The following is a 19,280-nucleotide window of genomic DNA, read 5'->3' on the forward strand; positions in this document are numbered from 1 at the left end:
CTATGCTTATGACTTACCAGCGCGTCGAGGTGATCACCGGGTCGGAGAAGCGCCGGTTCTACAGCGCCGCGGACAAGGCGGGCTTGGTGGCGGAAGCGTTCCGGCCCGGCGTGGTGGCCTCCGAAGTGGCCCGTCGGCACGGCCTCAACGTCAGCCTGCTGTACCGCTGGCGCCGGCAGATCGAGGAGGAGCGGGCGAGCCCGTCGCCCGAACCAGCGGTGAACTTCGTGCCCGTGCGGATCGCCGACGCCCCGCCGTCCATCCCGGACGACAAGATGGCGCCCCTTCCGCCCGCCGGAACCGGCATCATCGAGATCGTGCTGCCCAGCGGCCATTGCCTGCGCGTCGATCGCCATGTCGATGCGGGCGCCCTGCGTCGGGTCCTCGCCGTTCTGGAGCGCCGATGATCCCGGTCCCCGCCGGCGTGCGGATCTACCTGGCGATGGGCGCCACCGACATGCGCAAGGGCTTCGACGGCCTCGCCCTGTTGGTCCAGGAGGTTCTCAAGAAGGATCCCTACTCCGGCCATCTCTTCCTGTTCCGGGGCCGGCGCGCCGACAAGATCAAGATTCTCTACTACGACACCAACGGCCTGTGCCTGTTCGCCAAGCGCCTTCAGCGCGGCCGCTTCGTCTGGCCGGTGGCGCGCGAGGGCGTGGTGACGCTGACCCCGGCGGAGCTGGCGATGCTCGTGGAAGGGTTGGACTGGCGCGCGGCGGAACGGACCTGGAAGCCCGACTTGGCCGGCTGACCCGGCGCGGGCCGGGCGCGACACGGTAACTCAGCCGCCCTCGGACCGGTCGTCGGGATCCCGGTGTCCTGGTAAGATCGCGCCATGGCTCCCGATCCCGCCCAGCTTCTCGCCGACAACGCGGCGCTGCGTCAGCTCGTTGCCGAGCAGGCGGCCCGGCTGCACGCCCAGGAGGCGGCGCTCGGGGCGGCGCTGGAGGGCATCAAGAGCAAGGCGCTGGAAATCGAGAAGCTGAAGCTTCAGCTCGCCCGGCTGCGCCGCATGCACTTCGGCCAGTCCTCGGAAAAGCTGGGCCGGACCATCGCTCAGCTGGAATTGGCGTTGGAGGACTTGGAAGCCGCCGAAGGCGAGCAGGCCGCCATCGTCACGGAGGCCGACGCGCCGCCGGTGGACGCCGACACCAGGCGCCGGCCCAAGCGCACGCTGCCGCCCGAGCATCTGCCGCGCGAGGAACGGGTGCACGAGCCCGAAGGCGGGACCTGCACCTGCACGCAATGCGGTGGCGCGCTGCGTCGGCTGGGCGAGGACCGCGCCCGGCAGCTGGAATACGTGCCGGCGCACTTCAAGGTCGTCGAGCACGTCCGCCCGAAGTTCTCGTGCCGGCGCTGCGAGGCGATCACCCAAGCGCCGGCGTCGCTGCCGATCGAACGCGGCCTGTTCGGGCCGGGGCTGTTGGCCCACCTGCTGGTGAGCAAGTTCGACGATCATCTGCCGCTGTACCGTCAGGCGGAGATCTTCGCCCGCCTGGGCCTGGAGCTGAGCCGCTCCACCCTGGCCGATCAGGTCGGCCACGCGGTCCGGCTGCTGCGCCCGCTGATCCAGGCGATCGCGACCAGCGTCACCGGCTCCGCCAAGCTGCACGCCGACGACACGCCGGTCCCGGTGCTGAGCCCAGGAGCCGGGCGGACCAAGACCGGCTACCTGTGGGTCTACCTGCGCGATGATCGCCCCTGGAACGGCCCATCACCTCCGGCGGCGCTGTACCGCTACAGCCCCGGGCGCAGCGGCGAGCACCCGTGCGGCCACCTGAAGGATTTCCACGGGGCGCTGCAGGCCGACGGCTACGCCGGGTTCAACGGCCTGTACGAACCGGGCCCCGACGGGCGGGCCCGGATCATCGAGGTGGCCTGCATGGCCCATGGCCGTCGCAAGTTCCACGACGTGGAGGTCTCGGCCAAGGGCAAGGCGCCGATCGCGACTGAGGCGCTGCGACGGATCGGCGAGCTGTATGCGGTGGAGGCCAGGATCGCCGGCTGGGATGCCGGCGAGCGCCGGCGCGTGCGTCAGGCCGAGGCCGCCCCGAAGATGGCCGCGTTGAAGGCGTGGCTGGAGGACGCGCTGGGGCGGCTCGACGGCAAGTCGGACACCGCCAAGGCGGTGCGTTACATGCTCAACCGCTGGACGGCGCTGACGCGTTACCTGGAGGATGGCCGCCTGGAGATCGACAACAACCCCGCCGAACGGGCGCTGCGGGCTGTCGTGCTGGGGCGGAAGAACTGGCTGTTCGCCGGCGCCGACGTCGGGGGTGAACGAGCCGCGGCGATGTACACGCTCATCGAGACGGCCAAGCTCAACGGCCTCGACCCCGAGGCGTACCTGCGCGACGTGATCGCCCGGATCGCCGATCACAAGATCAGCCGCATCGACGAGTTGCTGCCCTGGAACTGGGTCAAGGCCGCCGACGGCACCGGAAACGCCGACGCCGCGTAGCTCGGCGGACGCTTACGGCTCGCCGACGTTCTGGCGCGCATCAACGACATCCCCCAGACCCGCCTGCACGAACTCCTGCCCTGGGAATGGAAGGCTATTCGCGAGCAGGCGAAAGCAGCCTGATCGCGGCGCTCAGCGGATGCTTACGCCTGATCGACATTGCCTTGGGTTCGGAGATCGCGCCGCAGCTTGTGGGTAACTGAAAGGCTCACCGAATGCGTACGCTGCGCCGCCCTCCGGCGCCGGTGATGACCTCAATACGCTGGACCGCCACGGTGCAAACCACGCCGCTTGCCACGATGCCAAGCCGGCCACGCCCAGAGGCGGCGCCGACCTCCAGCTTTCAGCACGCCGCCCACCGGTCCCGCAAGGCAGCCTCCAGACGACGCTTATGAAGCGTGGCGATGGGGCGGATCAGCAACAGGACCACGTCGCCGAAGAACAGCGTCAGCCCCCACGACTGAGCGCATGACGGATCGCGTCGGCCCGCGTCGATTTGCGCGACACTGCCACGAGCTGCTTCTCTGGCCACGCTTTCAGCTCCGCACCCAGCGGCGCGGCACGGGCCTGTCGCTCCCCACGCCGCGCCGTCAGGGTCGCGGATCTCCGCTTCCACCGCTTACAACTTGGCGAACACCTCCGGATTGACGAATGATGGAGGTGCATCGCTATCATTCGATCGATTTCTCGACGAACCCGAGCGTGTTGGCGTTCTCGACCAAGGTCCGCACCTTTGAACGTTCAAGACCACCCGGCACTTCTGCGTCAATCTCGAGCCTGAGCTTCACTTGGCTGCCCGGCAGCGTCGTGAGCTGCTCGACGATCGCCTCGACGATCTGATGGATGTCCCTTGCAGGCCGTTCCGGCGAGATCATGACAGCCCCTGTGAAACGGGTCGGCTTCTTCTCTGACGGAGGCGAACCCGGCGTTCCTCCCGTGGGCTCGTCTCCAGTCTCCGGCGGATTCTCGCCAGGTGCTTCCGGGCCACTGGTCGGGCCGGGCTGCGCGGGGGCTGGCCTGTGCACCTCGGCAACGTCAGGCTTCACAATCACGCTATCGCTGTCGACGACCACGACCGCATTGACGGCACGCTCGATCGCCAGCCCCACATAGGTATCTGCCTTCTCGTCCCACCGCTCAGCATAGGCGAAGGGGCCGGGCAGCATGCCGCCGATGGACGCCTGCACGGCCTTGATCAGGACATCCTGATTCTTCATTCGCGGCAGATAGACGTAGCGATTGAGGTACTCCCGCAGGTCCTTCAGCGACAGGTGCGTCTTGTCGTTCCAGATGTATTTCTGAAGGTCACGATCGAGCCGCGCCGGACCCAATTCGGTGAGCAGACCTTCCTCGGCCACGAGCTTCTTGCTCGCCCGCGCCAACAATCCATCCTGCGCCGGAATTTTGCCGGAGACCCATTCCACATCGGCCTGCGCGCTCTCCTGCGCCGGATAGTGCAGATAGCACCACGCCTCCTTGAGGCGTGTCTTCATCGTCTCATTTGATTCGGCCAGCTTTGCCTTGGCGAGCGCGCTGTCGCTCTGCGTAAGGTTGAGCCGGTCAGTGTCGCGGACGATCTCACCCCACGCTAGGAACGCGCGCACGGCGTCTTTCAGATTGTCGAGCTGGCGCGCATCCGCGGCGATGAACACCAGCATGTTGCGGTAAACGCGTGGTGTGCTGCCGCGCTGCGTCAGGATGTCCTTCGCCTCGGTCAACGCTTCCGAGCTGTCACGCCCATTGTGCGGATGCGCGACTCCCAGCACCACGACCCGTACGCCTCCGGCTTCATCAGGCACTTCGGACGATGAAGCGGGCGCCACTTGCACGGCATCGAAATGGCCCCGGTCCGCCAGACCGTTCACGTACTTGCTCAGCTCGCTGTCAATCGTCATCAACACGAGCGCATTCTCGAGCTGTGCTGCACGATCGGTCACGATGCGGTTGAGGCTGGCCGACATCGAGTACCAGTAGCGGCCAAGATCGGCATGCATGAACTTGGCTTGGTTGGTCAGCCGCCGGAGTGCATCTCCGAAAATTGCCGGACGCTCCCCAGGCTGCACGACGCCCAGATTGATCTGCTTGTCGTCGAGGCCGGTGTTGTGCTGCTGGTGCGTCGGCGCGGTGCCCATGAAGATTGCGCGGGCGACCCGCCGGGTCGCCGAATAGCGGTTCAGGTTGGGCGCAGACTGGTCGATCTTGTAGGGCGTCGACGTCGTGCCATCGACATCCGCGGCGATGATCGACTGCCAGCTCACGTCGAGATAGTGCAACAACTCCGGCTCGACGCGCGGTGAGCTGATCGCAACGCTGCCCGGCATGATCATCACCGAGGGATCGCCGTTCATCCAGAGTTCGTGAATGGCCTGCGCCATCAGGCGCAGCACGCCGCGCGTGCGCTGGAATTTTTCAAGCGATCCCCAGCATGTATAGAGCTGGTCGAACAACTCGGGATGAATTGGGTAGGCCTTCTCCAGCTTGCGCCGATAGTCTTCGTCCGCACAGCCTTGCGGGAAGTCGTTGGCGTTATCCCGATAGAGCTTCGCGAATTGCTTCAGTGTGTTGTCGCGGTGATGGAACTTGTCGCCGGGGATATCCTTGAACAGCCGCCGCCGAACGATCTCATAGCTCTCTTCCTGGCTCGCGGGTCGCCATGAGGATTCGACACGGCTGAAGGTTTGCTTGAGACGTGCGAGCGCTTCCTGGCCGCCTTCGCCGCCGACCTCGATCTGCGAAGCCGGCAAGGAGGCAACCAGCAAGGTGCCGGGACTGGCCTTGACCGCCTCGGTCAGCGACTGGACGAACGAAAGGTTGGCATCGAACGAGCCCGACGGCAGCCCCTCGACCCGATAGATCTGCCGCAGATAGGCGACCCACTCGTCGATCAGGATCAGGCACGGCGCGAACTTCTTGAAAATCGTCTCGAGCAAGTGCGATCCCGGCGCGATGCCGTTCGCATCATTCTCCGCGATCATGTCGAAGGCTTCGGTGCCGCCGAGCTGCCACGCCAGCTCGCCCCAGGTCGTGCGGATCTTGCGGCCACCTTCAGCATTCAGGACGTCCTGCGGCCCGCGCGAGGTGCCGACCAGCACCGCACGTTTGATGCCCTTGGGCACGCTCAGTTCGTTTTTCTCCAGCAGTTGATCCAGGCCTGACAGGTCCTGGACCGGCGTCGGCCCTGCCATGTGGTAGAGGGCCAACATCGAGTGTGTCTTGCCGCCGCCGAAGTTGGTTTGCAGTTCGACGACCGGATCGCCGCCGCTGCCGGACAGCCGTTTTGCCGCGCCGACCAGAAGCGCGCTCAGACCCTCAGTTAGATAAGTGCGGCTGAAGAACTGGCGCGGGTCGCGATACTCGGCGGGCGCGCTGCCCGAATGTACCTTGGCGAGATCGGCCGCGAACTCGGCCTGCTGGAATTCGCCGGTGGCGACATCCTGGTGCGGCTCCACCACTTCGCGCCATGGAAGCAGGCCCGCCACGGTCTCGACGGAGATTTCAAGGCGCTGGGTCTTCCGGCGTTCCTCATTGCGCTGAAGCTCGGTGAACTTCGTGCGCAGGATCGTGTCGCGCATCTTCGAGAGCTGCTCAGCGGTCTCGCCCGCGCTGATCGCTTCCATCAGCCGACGCATGGAATCGAGCGCGCGCTCTGCGTCGTCATAGGTGAAGGTCTCATTGTGCGAGAGCTTGTTTCGGACATCGCCAAGCTCATTGACCAGCGACCGCTCCGCGCGGCCGAGGACGGCCTTGAACGCTTCGCTCCAAAAGCGGTCCATCGCATTGAACAACGCGGCCTGGTCCCAGCCGACCTCTCCGTTGCTGTTGGGGCGGAGACTCGGCAGCTTCTCTAGAACCTGAACCTGCCAAGGCCCCTTGAGCGAGCTTTCCAGCCGCTTTTCGACGAATGGAATGAGGGCTGCGGGCAGCAGCTCCATGCCCTCGAAAACATATTGGCGCGTGCTCTTGGCCATTGTCCCGCTCCCCCTCAGAGATCCAGGCGGATCTGACGATCCCCGCTCGTGTCATGAATCGCCGCCGCCTGCCGTGTCAGCTCCGTCCAGTCAGCGATCAAGGCGTTGTAGGCCGTGGCCTCCTTCGCATCCTTCCGCTTGTTGGCACTGATGTCGTAGAGGCAGTAGGCAAGGTCCTTCACGGCCTCCGCCTTCGCGTCGATCTTCTTCAATAGGACGGCGGTATCGTGCGAGATGCCGTCCTTCTCGTACTTGCGGACGAGGTGCTGAAGGCACTCCCACACGGTCAGGTGGGCGTCGCCTTCCGGTTCCCAGTCGTCGTCCAGTTCGTCACGCGCCAGGATGCGTACTTTGCCGGCAGCGCTCTCAACAATCCCGGCATGCTTCACGCTTTCGACCGAGATGCCACGGGCGCGCGCAAGGTTGTCCGCGGCGCCATAGTCGCCCTTACCCATGCCATTCTGCTCGAACCAAGTGATAGCAAAGCGGGTGTCAGCGTCGAACTCGCCCTGGATGCCGCCAAGGTACTCGTCCAACTCACGATTGATGAGCTGAAGTGCGGTCTTCACGCTCATCGGGCTGTCGTCGGACTCAAGCACCGCCTTATAGCGCGAGAAGACACCCATACCGGGGCCGATGGCCGATTGCGGCATGTCGGCTGGGGCGATGTTGGCGGCCTGAAGCTCGGCGATAGCCGGGGGCAGCTCACGCTTCAGGGCACGGATGAACTCGGCGCGGGTGATCACCTCGGCCGTGGCCTCCTTCTTGCGACAGACGAGGACAACTGAGTTGGCGAGGGCGTTGGTGCCCGACGCGATCATCCGGTTCGCCATTTCGGTGCGCAGTGGCCATGTGCCGACCACGGCGTAGCCCGCCTCAACCACAGCTTGCAGAAAGGTAGCCCATCCGGTGGAGCTGATGCCTTCCTGATCAATTTCGCTTTGCTTAAAGGCGTAGTAGATAGCTGCAGGGAAGTTTGTTGAGGAGTAATTGACCATATTTGTAATGGCGCGCCTCATGCCATCCAAGAAGAATGCATCTGCCGCTTCCTTGCTGCCATGACGAAACTGAGTTGCAACCAGCTCTTCTGCCTTTGGTGTTGCCAGGACCCCAAAGGCATCAGGGAACACATTTTGCAGACTACGCCGCATCCAGCAGTAGAAGAAATCCGAAAGATCGGCATACCCAATATTGTCGTAATATGGAGGATCGGTGGAGATCACCACTTCCTTCGGCATGATAACAGTTTGAGCATCCGCGTTGGATACTGTGCCTGGCGCAGCAGGTGAGAACCTCTCCAAAGCTTTTGCGACCCAATCAACATTCCCAAGGAAATTACCGCTGGCATTAGAGAATGGATTACCTTCCGCAAAATCCCATGTCATCGGCAGGGCCTGCCGAGCGAAGGTATTGCGGAGAGCCTCCATTTTAGGTGAGCTGTCCCAAGTGCAAATAGAGGAGCCTCTGTCGACTGAACGATTGATCGCAAATGACAGATATACACTCACTGCTTCAGCGTAAGCGCTGGGACCACTGCCGCCGCCTGCAAGGCCAACGTCGTCATCTGCGGGCCACGATCCATTGATATCCGCCAATACTTGCTTTCGTACGCCATCCAAGAAATCTCCCAGCGTCAGAAACAAGAGTATTTGACGATCAATGAACAGCTTTCCCCATTCATCCAATCCGTAGGCGGAGCAAACACCACCCGTAATCATTGCTCTCGTCGGAGTATTACCAGACAAGAACGTCTGGCGCGCACGAGCAACCTCCGCAAGCTTTCCTGCGGAGGCTGCAACCTTTTCCATTTCTTCAGATGCTGGAAGATATATTCGGCTATTCTTTCCCTCAGCGACAACCGCGATCAAGCGCAGACCCAATCGACCAGATCGACCCTCGTCCCGAATATAATCACGAGGAATAGGGTAGCCAGATAGCAAGCAAAGAAAATCTTGCGCCTTGCCAGCTTTTGTTCCAAGCGCAGCTTTATCCAGTTCAGCTCTACCAAAATTCCCGGTTTTGATTTCAAATCTATATGCTCTTGAGTTTTTGTCGACAACTGGCGAAATAATATTTTTCTTCCCAGCCTTGGAAGAAAGCACGTATGAACTGATTAAGGGAACGTGGGCGCCACCGAAGGCTGGGTCTGGGCTAGCAACTGTCCGCGCCCAAATCCAGGCGATCACTGTTGCCTTGCCTCCACCATGTTCCTTAGGAAGGTCCACCTGCGGGTAAAAGTGCCCGAGGCGCGCCCACGCCTTCTCGCGCATCCATTCGCCATAGTGTTTCACATCCTCCGCCAGCCCTTCGGCGTTGCGGTAAAACGAACGCTCCTTGATGCCAGGGTGGATGGGGAGCATGTCCTTGAACTTCGGCGGGATCTCGATCATCGCCTTGCCGATCATGACCGCTACCGGGTTCAGGTCGGACCCATAAGCGGGCAGACCCAGCCGCTGCGCCTCGAGCGGGATCGCTCCTCCACCCGAGAACGGGTCATAGACAGGCGGCAGAACGCCGCCGCAGCTGCGCCGGATTTCCGTGCGCGCACGCTCCAGCACCTCCTCGTTCGTCGAGCTTTCCCACTTAACGAGCTCGTCAATGATCTCGAATAGCCGTTTGCGCTCAATGTCAGCCGCGCAGTCCTCCAGCGTAGGCTCGGGCGTATCGGGCACATTGCTCGGCGCATCGGCTGTGCGTTCCTGCCATACCTTAAGGCGCATGGCCAAGTCAGCTTCCGCCTGCTTACGAATTTCCGGGTCGTCCAGCAACTGGCCCGCGTATTCTGAAGGGTCATCGACAAGCTGCGCGAAAAGAACCGCCCGGCACGCCGCCAGCGGCCGCCGCGCCCACCACAGATGCAGTGTGGACGGATGCCCGTGCCGGATCGACTTCTCCCGCGCCGACGCCGCGTTAATCGCCTCGAGCGGGAGCGCAACCTCAATGAGCTTCTTTTTGTACTTATTGGTCGAGGTCATAAACCAGCCTGTATGTTGCAGGGTGAATGGTGATTTCGCCGCCGTCACGCAGCGCGCGCAGGCGAGCGCCCGTCATTTCGACAGGTTCGCCCTCCGGGTTGACGAGAATGAACGAATAGACGTCGGGCCTCTGGTCGAGCAGGCTCCAGACATCGGCCTCAATCTGAAGCGGTTCGCGCTCCAGGCAATGGTCCTTCGGATAGTAGTGACGCTGCACCTCGCCACCCGACGAGCGCCGCTCCCACGGAAAGCGTGCGCCGTTGGCGCGGCCGATCCAACTTCCATCCAAATGGTAGAAGCGATCATCTCCATCCGGCTTGTAGCCGAGGGCCAGCGCGAAACGCGCGATGACACTGGGCCGCGTCGGTTTCGCCGACGTGCGCGGACGGCTGACGGTCTCCGGCTCCAACAGCCTGCCTTCGAGGTCATGATGCGGCTGCTCGGGCTCGGTCGCGGGTTCCTCGTCCTCTGACAGGTCCTGATCACCCGTTGGTGGTGCCTCACCAACAAGCGGGGCGACCTTATCGGGATCCTGGGACGGATCGCTGACCCCATGTGCACCGACAGGCGCAACGGAAGGCGGTGGCTCGACGACGGACGCAGCCGCCTTCTGCTCGGGGCCCAGAGTGAAGTTCTCTTCGAGATAGGCCTTGATGTCCTCGGGCGACCGCTCGAACGCATAAGCCAGCGCGGCACGAACATCCCCGCTCAGGCTCTTGCCGATCTCCTCGGGCACGCGCTTGGCGAGCTTCGCCTTCGACAGCGGGCTGACAAACAGCTTGCCGTCGAGCCAGAGAATATCCGTGAGCCGCGCCGTGCCTGCGGGCACCCCGTCGAGATAGGGTATGACTTCCAGTTTCGGCACCACGACCCAGCTTGTCGCCGCGATCGCTGTTGCGACCATCCGCACGCGCTCGGTCTCAACGGGATCGGCCAGCTCGATCCGCGCAAGCTGCGTTCCGAAGGCCGTAAGCCAGGTGCGCCGATCTTCCAAGCCTGGGAAAAGGGGCGGCTGGTTGAAGCGTTCCTTGACGAGATCCGAAAGCGCCTGCAGTGACGAGAATGGCGGGTTGCGCACCATGTCGGCCGAGAGTTGGCGAAAATCGGCGGTCTTGCGCTTCACCCAATCATGGAGATGCGAATAGGTGAACAGGCTCTGCATGCTGAGCCCATAGGTGAGTGCGTCGGTTTCGACCCATTCGCCCGCGATGTTCACCCAATGGCCGCACTCCTCCCAGATACGGGTCGGGTATCGCGACATCAGAGTGCGAACACGGCGGGCGTCGTCGGCCGACAGCGCCTTGCCTGACGCCAGCGTACCGAGCCATCGCAGAGCCAGATCAGCGGACGGTCGTTCGGCGATGCCGATGCGGCGCCACAGGCTGAGATCGAGCACCGAGGCCCGGATAACCGCCGCGCCCGGCACATCCTCCTCATCGCCGGCCAGGAAGACGCCGCCGGACGTCACCCACGTCCCGTCCTGGGCGAGGATCAGCTTCTCGCTCGTGAAGGCGTTCTTGATGTTCTGGGCGTCGGCCGTCGAGCATCCGTCGAGCATCTGGTCGAGGCGGCGATACCATTTCTCGACTTCATGCGCTGGAGCCTTGTCCGAGTTCGCCAAGGCGCGCAGCCGGTCGAGCAGACGTCCGGACCCGCTCGGCGTGCTGCGGACGCCGAGAAGGTCAAGCAACGGGCGCGTCGTTTCGCGGTCAAGCAGCCCGTGGACGAAGGGCTCAACGTCGATCAGCGCTTCCGTCTCGGGCGTCCTACGCACGAGGTCCGCCGGCAACCGGACTATGTTGCGCGTGTCGGGAAGGCAGGGCTTGGCCCGCAGCTTCAGCAGCCAATCTGTCAGCAGAGGCTCCGAAGTGGTCGATCGGGTCGATCCGGTGGTTGCTACCTGCGACAGTCGGGCGCTCGCAGCGCGCGACCAATAGGTGTCGCGCTGTTCCAGAATTTTCCCGACGACCTTGGCCCAAATGCCGGGGTCGGCCTTCGACAGCCCCTCCCAATGCTCCCAATAGCCGGCAGGGAAATCCCAGTCCTCGATGACGAAGCTATTGGTAACGTAGGAATAGTACAGCGCATGGCGCTGCCCGCGTGCCTGCGCCTCCGCAGCGGCACGCGGGCGCCCATAGATGCTATTCCGCTTCTGGACGAGCGGCGCGAATGTCTGAAGCCCGGAACGGCCGGACGACACCCAGCGCAGCCAATCCTCTCGCGAGCAGGACGTGAAATTCGCCACATAGTCAGCGTGCAGGAGTTGTGTCATTTGGACCGACTCCGGCAACAACTCCTCCAGCGTGCCATTCTCGTCGAACAGGACACCCTTGCCGATTGCTCGAAGTTTCAAATCGGCGCAGGCATATAGGAAGGATTCACCGATGGTGACGCCGAGCTTGGCCGCGATCTGGGTGAGTTGGACGCACTCGGCCAGCTTCGGCTGCCCGGAGCCGAAATAGTCCGCGGCAACCCGCTCTATTACGGCATTGACGTCGCTCGCGTCATCCAGACCGATCTTCTTGAGCACCGCGAAAGCACCTTGGATGGGGTCACCTCGACCATCGCTGTCGACCCTGTCGCGGCGCTGCTCGGCGAGGAAGCGGGGCCAATTCTGATTGAGGACGATTAGGTGGCTGGCGAGGAACTCCCAATCCGCTTCCGATTGGAGGAGCTTCTTCTCGCCGAGCCGGACGATTTCGGACGCCGCGTAGAGCACCTCTTTGCCCTGGACGGGCACGATTCGTAGCCGGTCGGGATCACGGTACTGCCAACTTGCCACTTCGGGCGCGATGTAGGACCAGAGGTTCAGCAGGTGCCGCCATGTCGACGGACGAGGGAGGTGGTTGGTGCGCAGCCGCTCAAGCAGGTCAGCCTTCGAGAACTCCTCGACCAAGCCCCAACGAACGAGCTTGATCCGGTCCTTGGCCGATACATGCTGGCATAGCGCTGGTCGTGATTGTGTGTCGAGCAACGCCATGGCCTGGTCGGCCGGCCAGATGTCGACTATCTGCTGCGGAACGGCGACCGCGCGATCAGCGGCGACCAGTGCGCCATCCTCGGTCAACAGGATCGGCCGGCCATCAATCGCGTCGGCAAACGCCAGCTCGACGATCGAGCCACAGGCCCCTTCGAGCGTGGTCGCCTCGCGGTCCACATCGGGCAGCAAGCCATAAGCGTCAGCCCGATCCCGCGCGCTGGTGTCGGTCTGCACCAGCCACTCCATCATCGCGCTGGCGGCGAGTTCGCCGACGCGATTCAGAAGCCAGCGATTGGTCGGCGAGGTCTCCGGGTCCTTAATCTTGAGACGTGCCGGGTCTTGGATGAAGGGTGCGTTGCACGCAAAGGGGAGCGTCGTTTCGACTCCGGTCGGCAACACGACGTAGAGTCTTCCTTTCGCGCCCAGCACGATCTCGACCCGGCAAGGCGGAAAGTCGCTGCTGTCCTCGGCCCCCAGCATGCGTTCCTTGCGGATCTCGTCGAGCGCATCAGCCGGAAAGGCTTCCTCATCCGACTGCACCAGAAGGAAGGGACCGTCCGCCTTTTCGCCCAAGGTCATCCATTCGCTCCCGGCGATGGGACCCGGTCCAAGGCTCTGCCAATGCACCTCGCTATCGCCGATCTGCAGCCGGCGAATCTTCTTGAAGAAGAGCAGTGATACCGGGCTCTTCAGCCATTCATCGAGGTTTTTCTCCACCTCGCGGCGCAGCAGCGGATTGGCGATCCCAACTTCGACGCGCGTGGTTCCGGACGTCAAGTAACGACCGTCGATCCAATAGGGCTGGGTGAACCGCGCTCGCTCGAAGGCGACGGCCAGGGTCGGCGTGAACAGCTCGACTCGATCACCTAAGCTGAACGTGCTCTTGAACCCGATCCCCCGGAACCCGATCGTGTGAAGTGCGCGCTTGTTGGAATAGCCGAAGCGGCAAATCGATGCGAAATGAGCCTCGATGAAGTCCCCGCCGTTGTGCTCGAACACGAAGCGTTCGTTCTCGATCGACACGCGCGCTTCGCTGGCGCCGGCATCGTCGGCGTTCTGGAGCAGCTCGGAGAGGACATGACGCGGGCTCTGCACCTGCTTGAACAACTGATGCCAGGGCCCCGCGAGCTCTGGGTCCGCTTCAAGCTGGTCCCAGCGCTTCGAGGCACGTTCCTGGATCGGCTGAAAATAGCCTGGAGGAGCAGCGTTTATGGTCTCTAGTTCGCGCCCCGCCATCATAGAGGTAACTCCAGCGTCGACAGCGTGGCGACCAAGTCAGGTCCGCGCGGTGCTCCCGATTGAAGGTGCTCCAGCGGCATGGACGCGGGAATGGAGAAGTCTCGGATATCGAACATGACGCCCCCTATGCCGGCTCTTGCGCCCGCTCTAGCAGGCGCGGAAGGTCGAACTGGATCGCCGTTTCGAGGAAGGACGGCTCCCGTTCGACGAGCGGGCCTCGCACGTAGCGCGGCGCATGGGCGAAGCCGTCCTTGATTGGAACGATCGCCAGGATGAATTTCTCGGGCTCGTGGAGCGACGTAATAACTTCCTGACGGGTGATCATCACGGTATCCGCGCCGTCGATCCGGCCCTTCACCTCGATGAAGCGAAGATGCCCTGACTTCGGATCATGCGAGGCGATGTCGTAGCCAATCTTTTGGGCAGAGACATCGACCGGAGCGTGCCCCAGCGCGCGTTCCGTCGCCATGACCGCCTGCATCGCGGCAAGCTCGATTACCTTGCGGGCCGCCGGATCCTCTGCGAAATGGGTCGGAACGTTAGGCGTCTTTCGCGCGTCCAGAAGACCTCGCGGGATGACCACCATGCCTCCCCGGACGCGCGGCGGCTGCGAAGAGATGAACCGCTCCTGCTGGAGTTGATCCATCCGGCGCTTCTGGCGTTCCGCCAGTTCCTCGGCGCGCCGCTGCGCATTCTGCCAGTTGAGACGCGTCTTCTTGCCTGCCTTCTCTTCCTCCTTCAGCTCAAAAGCTCGTGAATCCCAATAGTTAATCTCCTTTTTGAGGCGGGATCGAACCTCCTGCTCTACCTTCTCGATCTCGGGCAAACGGCGAGCCTTGACTTCGGCGACATGCGCCTGCGCTAGCTCCACCGTTGCGAAGCGGATGGCCATCTTTTCCAGTTCGCTCGTCAGCCAGCTCTCCTCGAGCAGGTCGCGTACGCTCCCGACCTCTTCTACTGTGGCCGGGCGTAGGTTGAGGTGCGGTGCAATTCCGGCGTTGAGTGCTTGACCCGCCTTGTTGATCGCTGCGAACTGGAGCCGCTGCGAAATCACATGCGGTTTGCCGGCACTCGTAGTGCGCCCGTCCTGGACCGTGTGCTCCAGAAGGAAGATCGCGGAGATCACCTCGCCCGGATCAGTCTCATCCACCAGGATCGCGCCCTGGCGCATGATCTGCTCATACTGCTCGCGAATGAGGCTGATCACGGCCTCGAGCAGCGGGTGGCCCGGGCAGATGAAGGCGGCGACCGGCTGCTGGTTGATCTGGCTCTTCTCAAAGCAGATCCGCTCATATTGCTTCTGGATGGGCGCGCCAGTGCCGATTTGGCGATCACGCTCGCGAATGCGCACCGGAACGTGGGTGATCTCCCAACGCCCTTCTTCGCGGCGCCTGAGACGGCCGCCGAGATGCTGGAAGGCCTCGACGAAGAAGCTCTGGATATGATGGGGCTGAAGGCGCAACGCCTCGGCCCGCTCCATTTCGAGGCGCAGTTCCTCGACTTTAGCCTCCGGCATGGTGTCGTTGGTCAGCGCCCTCCGGCGGAGCAGCTCGAGCAGATGCGCCTGATCAACCGCGCCATCAACCTGGCGGAAAAGACGCGCCTTCACCTCTTCCTGCTCGCCATATTGGATCGCTTGAAAAAGCAGATCCTTGAGCGCCGTGCCCTCGAACAGCTCGCCGAGCACATCATAGACACGGCCGCCCAGAGCCTCGCGCGCGGCCTCCAGCTTTTCGAGGAGGCGGGCATACACCTCGCCCTCGCGCGTGTCGGCGGCGACCAAATTCCAGAGGTGGCAGACCTCGGTCTGCCCGATTCGGTGGATGCGGCCGAACCGCTGCTCGATCTTGTTGGGATTCCACGGTAGGTCGTAGTTGACCATTAAGTGCCCGCGCTGGAGGTTGACGCCTTCTCCGGCCGCGTCGTTGGCGATCAGCACGAGCAGGTCCTTGTCCTGCATGAACCGCTCGATCACCTTGCGACGCTCCTCGCGCGACACCCCGCCGTGGATCACGTCCACGGCCTCCGGAATGCCGAGGCGCGCGCGCACCTTGTCAAGCAGGTAATGGAGCGTGTCCTTGGGCTCGGTGAAGATGATCAGCTTACGGCGATTCCCGGCGGCGTCGATCATCAGGTCGTCGTCGAGAATACGATTGAGCTGGGTCCATTTCGTATCCACACCGGAGCGAAGCACGCCCAGCGCCTTGGACTCGAGGCCCTTCAGCGTCTCGACCTCCAACGCGAGTTGCTCAACCGTCTCCGCTGTCGTTGCGCCGGTCGAGATCAGATCCTCGAGTTCGTCGATCTCCTCCTGACCATATTCCTCGATGTTTCCCAGCATGTCGGGACTGACCGCGGGCTCCGCAATCCCAGCGCGGCGTCCTTTGGCAGCAAGCCGCGCCTCGCCGAGCTCAGCCTCTAGCCGCTCGCGGCGGCGCTTCAACGACTGGTAGATGGCTGCTGGTGAGGAAGCGAGGCGTCGCTGGAGGATCTGCAGGGCGAAGCCGACATTGTTGCGCTTCTTCCCGTCCCCCTCGGCAAACCGCTGCACGCGATTCATCTCGGTACGGACATACTCGGTAACGGCGGTGTAGAGTGCGGCTTCCCCCTTAGAGAGCTCATACTTGACGGTATAGGCCCGCCGCTCGGGGAAGAGCGGCCTGCCGTCGAACTTGAGCAGCTCCTCCTTCGTCAGCCGCCGCATCATGTCTTCGGTGTCGGCATAGTGGACACCGTCTCGGAAGCGGCCCTCGAAGCGGTCGCCGTCGAGCAGCGCCATGAAGAGCTGGAAGTCCTCTTCCTTACCATTGTGCGGCGTCGCCGACATGAGGAGCAGATGCCGGCAGACTTGGCCGAGCTTCTGGCCGACTTGGTAGCGGCGCGTATACTTTACATCACCCCCGAAATAGGTGGCCGACATGCGATGCGCTTCGTCGCAGATGATCAGGTCCCATTCGCGTGCGCTCATGAGCTTCTCCTGAAGCTCCTCGTTGCGCGCCAGAACATCAAGCCGGACGATCAGTCGGTCTTTGTCATTGAATGGGTTGCCAGATCGCGACGTCTCGATCATGTCCCGGGTTAGTATGTCGAATTCCAAATTGAACTTCTGGCCAAGCTCGTCCTGCCACTGCTCGACAAGGCTACCCGGCGCGACGACGAGGCAGCGTTCGAGATCGCTGCGCGCAATCAGCTCTTTGATGAGCAGACCAGCCATGATCGTCTTGCCAGCGCCGGGGTCGTCCGCGAGCAGAAAGCGGAGCGGCTGACGCGGCAGCATCTCGCCATAGACCGCCGAGATCTGATGCGGCAGCGGATCGACCAGACTGGTATGAATCGCGAGATACGGGTCGAAGTAGTGCGCCAGCTTAATGCGATTGGCCTCCGTCACCAATCGCAGCAGCGCGCCATCGGCATCGAACGACCAGGGTCGTCCATTCTGCTCGACCTCAAGACGATGTTCGTCGTCGCGGTAGAGAACCGCCTCCGCGACCGTTCCGTTATGGTCGCGATAAACGACGTTGAGCGCCTGATCGCCGATCCAGTCGACCGAGACGACATACACCGGCTGCGCGGATGCGATGCCGCGAACCGATGCGCCATTCTTTATGTCTTCGAGTCTCGTCACCATCAGCCGGCGCCCCTCTGTCTTCATAGCTGAAGCTCTGCCTTCTCTAGCGCGGCCTCAGTTTCTTTACGGTTTATAGTAACGATATGCTGTGTACGAGCGCTTTGCTTGGCCGCATCGCCTAGCAGGCCTAGTCGCTTCAAGACATAAAACAGCATTGCGTAGCGAACCGAGAGGACGCCATTGCCGTGATCGAAGCCATAATCCTTGGCGACGACCTTCTTCTGGCTCTCGGTTAGGGCAGGATGCGGGCCGATAACGACATCAAAATAATTGTTCCAGAGCCAGTCCTGCTCTCCCGTCGCACCGGGATCGCCTTTGACGCCGACCTCCAGAATGCGCGGCAAGAGGAAATCCTTGAACCTATGCTCAAGGTGGCAGTAGGCCCGGGCATGCCAACGGAAACCGTCATAACCGAAGGCGTGCGGCGTAATCCTGCGCCAGATCGGATCCGGGCGCATCTTGTTCATCGACTGATAGAGCACCTCTACAGAGACGCCTTCGCGGGTAGCGTCGAGGGTCTTGCGCAGGACCTCGATATCGATGTCTCTCTTGGGGGTCAGGGCGACGTCGGCTCTAGGAAGCGCCGCGATCCAAGAATCATGGGAGGAGCCAATGCCTTCGGCGACCGATCGGAGTTGCCCGAGATAGACGTAAGGGTCGGGGTCGAGAAAGCGCAGAACGAACTTCTCGGCGGCGACATAGCGCTTGCCGCGCGTGTCGTACTCCATGTTTCCGGGCGCCCGCCCCTGGTAGAGCGTTAGATCCTTTGAGGCCTGCGGAACCGACACGCCGAAAAACTCCACGATATCGGCGCGGTTGATCGAGCCCTCCCAGAACAGGCGAAACTCAATAAACTCAAGCCTCTGCTCGACACCCCAGCGCACCGCGCCCCCTTCCAGTTAACAAACTATACGGATATCAAAGGACGTGCGACTAGTTTATATACCGACCACTGCCATTGAGTCAATGGCGCGCGAAACTGCAATGCGCGGCGTATACGGTACCAATCTAAGGGGTGGGCCGCGGAAGGACCTGACGGCGAGTGCGCGAGGACCATCCATTCCACGCAGCACCAAGCCAAGTAAGCTTCGGGGCAAAGGGTTAGTAATCTCAATGACCGCGAGGTCTGCATTCAGGGACGTGACAGCCGCTGACTTTCTCTATCGAAGGCACTATGTCAGCGCCGGTTGAATACAGGCCCATCCGCATTCTCGGTGCAGCGGAATGGCTGGAGCGCCACCGTTCAGGCGGCTTCAAGGACCCGATGGCACAGCAGGTCGTATCCGCCGCGTCCGTTCATGGTGCGCTTGGTCGTCTTCAGTTTGCTGATTTGCCCCTCCACCGGCCCGGTGCTCCAGGGCAACGTCACCCCCGCACGCACCGCCGCCAGATCGCGCTTGACGCCTTCGGCAAAGCCGGCCAGGGCCGTGTCGTCGGCCGCCGCGAGCCAACTGTCCAAGTCGTCCCTCTGTTTGCCGCGCACCATGACCCGAAACGCCCGGGCTGCCTCGATGGTCGTGTCAGCTTGGGCGCTCCAGCGATCAGGGCCGCGACGAAAGCCCGTTCGGTCGCATCAATCTCCCCGTCATCCGCCACCACCAACCACACCGCCCGGCGGCGTGACGGCGTCCGCCACGATGCCGCCGCTCCGGATGGCGCTAAGGGGATCGTCTTCCGTCGCGGCTGTGCCCAATCCCGGACGACGCTCCGCTGCCCGGTGAAGCCGAGGGCACGGATCTCCCGCCACAGCCGGGCGGCGTTGTGGCAGCCCTCGTCCCAGCGCCGGGATAAATGGTCGGTGAACGGGGTCAGCCCGCTGCCTTTGGTCGGCTGATCCCACGATGGTGGCTGACCAGCGCGCAGCCAAACCCGTACCGTCTTGCGGCCGAGGTCGAGCGTTTGGGCAATGCGCGTCTGGGACCAGCCGCGGGCGTTCAGCGCCGCCGCCTCTTCATGTCGGGCCAGCCGTGCGGTTTGGGTCGCCATCCGGCGTTGCTCCCTGCGGGTTGCCGGTCGGGGGTCGGGAATC

At 62.9% G+C, this 19,280-nt stretch carries 8 protein-coding genes and 1 pseudogene; 3 read left to right on the forward strand and 6 right to left on the reverse strand.

Annotation, left to right across the window (positions count from 1 at the left end; translation table 11 throughout):
- Positions 1-8: 8 nt before the first annotated feature.
- The 3 genes from tnpA to tnpC all read left to right on the forward strand — a co-directional run bounded on the left by tnpA (position 9) and on the right by tnpC (position 2,461).
- Positions 9-407 (forward strand): IS66-like element accessory protein TnpA, encoded by a 399-nt coding sequence (tnpA, locus tag J2852_RS11345; RefSeq protein WP_209875384.1) that lies wholly within the window; start codon positions 9-11, stop codon positions 405-407.
- Positions 404-751: an IS66 family insertion sequence element accessory protein TnpB gene (gene tnpB / locus J2852_RS11350; RefSeq protein WP_209875386.1), complete on the forward strand. Its 348-nt coding sequence runs from the start codon at positions 404-406 to the stop codon at positions 749-751. The genes tnpA and tnpB overlap by 4 nt, the downstream gene beginning before the upstream one ends.
- Positions 752-835: 84 nt before the next feature.
- Positions 836-2,461, forward strand: a complete 1,626-nt coding sequence (gene tnpC, locus J2852_RS11355) for an IS66 family transposase (protein WP_209875395.1) — start codon at positions 836-838, stop codon at positions 2,459-2,461.
- Positions 2,462-3,132: 671 nt separating this feature from the next.
- On the opposite strand, the gene J2852_RS11360 is transcribed toward tnpC, so the two are convergent.
- From J2852_RS11360 to J2852_RS32335, 6 genes and pseudogenes are all read right to left on the reverse strand, one after another.
- Positions 3,133-6,429: a DUF499 domain-containing protein gene (locus J2852_RS11360; RefSeq protein ID WP_209875397.1), complete on the reverse strand. Its 3,297-nt coding sequence runs from the start codon at positions 6,427-6,429 to the stop codon at positions 3,133-3,135.
- Positions 6,430-6,443: 14 nt separating this feature from the next.
- Entirely contained in the window at positions 6,444-9,404 is a 2,961-nt protein-coding gene (locus J2852_RS11365; RefSeq protein WP_209875399.1) for a DUF1156 domain-containing protein, read from the reverse strand.
- Complete coding sequence (locus J2852_RS11370) at positions 9,388-13,623, reverse strand: sacsin N-terminal ATP-binding-like domain-containing protein (protein ID WP_209875401.1); 4,236 nt, start codon at positions 13,621-13,623, stop codon at positions 9,388-9,390. Before J2852_RS11370 ends, J2852_RS11365 begins: the two co-directional genes overlap by 17 nt.
- A gap of 124 nt (positions 13,624-13,747) precedes the next feature.
- Positions 13,748-17,251 carry a helicase-related protein gene (locus J2852_RS11375; RefSeq protein WP_209875403.1) on the reverse strand — a complete coding sequence of 1,168 codons (3,504 nt, stop codon included), beginning with the start codon at positions 17,249-17,251 and terminating at the stop codon, positions 13,748-13,750.
- Positions 17,252-17,271: 20 nt separating this feature from the next.
- Positions 17,272-18,135, reverse strand: a complete 864-nt coding sequence (locus J2852_RS11380) for a BrxR family helix-turn-helix transcriptional regulator (RefSeq protein ID WP_343206724.1) — start codon at positions 18,133-18,135, stop codon at positions 17,272-17,274.
- Between the two features lie 359 nt (positions 18,136-18,494).
- A pseudogene (locus tag J2852_RS32335) lies at positions 18,495-19,264 on the reverse strand (ISL3-like element ISAzs13 family transposase); the annotation flags it as partial.
- Positions 19,265-19,280: the final 16 nt, after the last annotated feature.

Origin of the sequence: Azospirillum soli (genome assembly GCF_017876165.1) — a bacterium.
GTDB classification, from domain to species: Bacteria; Pseudomonadota; Alphaproteobacteria; order Azospirillales; family Azospirillaceae; genus Azospirillum; species Azospirillum soli.

Bases quoted from the DNA above. Each gene is read 5' to 3' on its own strand.
- tnpC (WP_209875395.1), top strand. From the start codon at position 836: ATGGCTCCCGATCCCGCCCAGCTTCTCGCCGACAACGCGGCGCTGCGT.
- J2852_RS11365 (WP_209875399.1), bottom strand. From the start codon at position 9,404: ATGACCTCGACCAATAAGTACAAAAAGAAGCTCATTGAGGTTGCGCTC.
- J2852_RS11375 (WP_209875403.1), bottom strand. From the start codon at position 17,251: ATGGTGACGAGACTCGAAGACATAAAGAATGGCGCATCGGTTCGCGGC.
- J2852_RS11370 (WP_209875401.1), bottom strand. From the start codon at position 13,623: ATGATGGCGGGGCGCGAACTAGAGACCATAAACGCTGCTCCTCCAGGC.
- J2852_RS11360 (WP_209875397.1), bottom strand. From the start codon at position 6,429: ATGGCCAAGAGCACGCGCCAATATGTTTTCGAGGGCATGGAGCTGCTG.
- tnpA (WP_209875384.1), top strand. From the start codon at position 9: ATGACTTACCAGCGCGTCGAGGTGATCACCGGGTCGGAGAAGCGCCGG.
- tnpB (WP_209875386.1), top strand. From the start codon at position 404: ATGATCCCGGTCCCCGCCGGCGTGCGGATCTACCTGGCGATGGGCGCC.